Consider the following 1260-nt stretch of genomic DNA (forward strand, 5'->3'; position numbering starts at 1 on the left):
CCCAGTGCCTCAGCACGTCCAAGTCCTGTGCGGCGGTGGCTCGGGCCGTGGCTCTGCGCGTCACCCTGGGGTTGCATCCGTGCTCCGAAGCGACGGGCGCCTACTGTAAGGCCCGCGCCAAGCTCCCGGTCGCCTTGCTGTCCCGACTGGCCACTCCGTCGGGCGACGAACTCGAGCGCCACGCGCCCAAGGAGTGGCAATGGAAAGGACGGCGGGTGTTGCTCGGGGACGGCACGACGCTGTCGGGACCCGATACCCCCGCGAACCAAGCGGCGTACCCCCAGCACACGAACCAGAAGCGCGGCCTGGGGTTCCCGCTGATCCGTGTGGTCGTTCTCCTGGGGTTCGCGACCGGGGCCCTGGTCGGGGCCGCGATCGGACCGGCCAAAGGCAAGGAGGCCGGTGAGATGGCCCTACTGCGGGAGTTGCTCGACCGGTTCCAAGCGGGCGACGTGTTCGTCGCCGACCGGGCGTATTGCTCGTACTGGTTGGTGGCCGCGCTCCCGGCCCGCGGGGTCGATGTGGCCATCCGGTTGCACCAATCCCGGCACGACGACTTCGGCGCCGGCACCCGCCGGGGCGATGACGATCACGTGGTCACGTGGACCCGTCCCGCGCGGCCGGGTTGGATGGACAAGGCGACGTATCACGCCACCCCGAAAGCCGTGACGGTCCGCGAGGTCCGATTCCGGGTGGAGCGCCCCGGGTATCGAACCCGCGAGATCATCGTGGCGACCACACGAACGGACGCCACCGCGTACACACGCGAGGACCTCGCGCAGTTGTACCACCACCGGTGGCGGGTCGAGCTTTCGATCCGCGACATCAAGCAGACGTTGGCAATGGACGTGTGAGGCGGGAAGACGCCGGAGATGCTACGTCGCGAGATCTGGTGCCACCTGTTGGCGTACAACGTGGTGCGCCACGTGATCGCCCAGGCGGCGCGTGCGCGGAACCGGTGCCCGCGTCAGATCAGCGTGACCGGTGCGCGGGATCTGTTGAATGCGTTCCGCGCGTCCTTATCCACCGAGACCGTTGCCGGGTGGGAGAAGAAGGTCGCGGTGCTGTTGCATGCGATCGGGGGTCGGCGCGTCGGTCGTCGTCCGGGTCGGTGCGAGCCTCGAGAAGTCAAGCGACGCCCCAAAAGCGACTGGTGGATGACGAAGCCGCGAGCCGAACGACGCGCCGAGCTGTTAGCCAATAAGGGCAGCGAGTAATTTACACAAACAGAAACCCACGGAAGTGCCATTCATCCCGGTG

The 1260-nt window shown here is 67.5% G+C and carries 2 protein-coding genes; both read left to right on the forward strand.

Going from position 1 to position 1260, the window contains the following annotated elements; genetic code table 11:
* Positions 1-854: IS4 family transposase (locus R5W23_RS08695; RefSeq protein WP_320685996.1), on the forward strand; the 854-nt coding region annotated here is incomplete at its 5' end.
* Between the two features lie 18 nt (positions 855-872).
* Positions 873-1217, forward strand: a complete 345-nt coding sequence (locus tag R5W23_RS08700; RefSeq protein WP_320685997.1) for a hypothetical protein — start codon at positions 873-875, stop codon at positions 1215-1217.
* Positions 1218-1260: the final 43 nt, after the last annotated feature.

This window comes from Gemmata algarum (assembly GCF_034097035.1).
Taxonomy (GTDB): Bacteria; Planctomycetota; Planctomycetia; order Gemmatales; family Gemmataceae; genus Gemmata; species Gemmata algarum.

Excerpts from the sequence above, each read along its gene's own strand:
- R5W23_RS08700 (WP_320685997.1), top strand. The coding sequence starts at position 873 with ATGCTACGTCGCGAGATCTGGTGCCACCTGTTGGCGTACAACGTGGTG.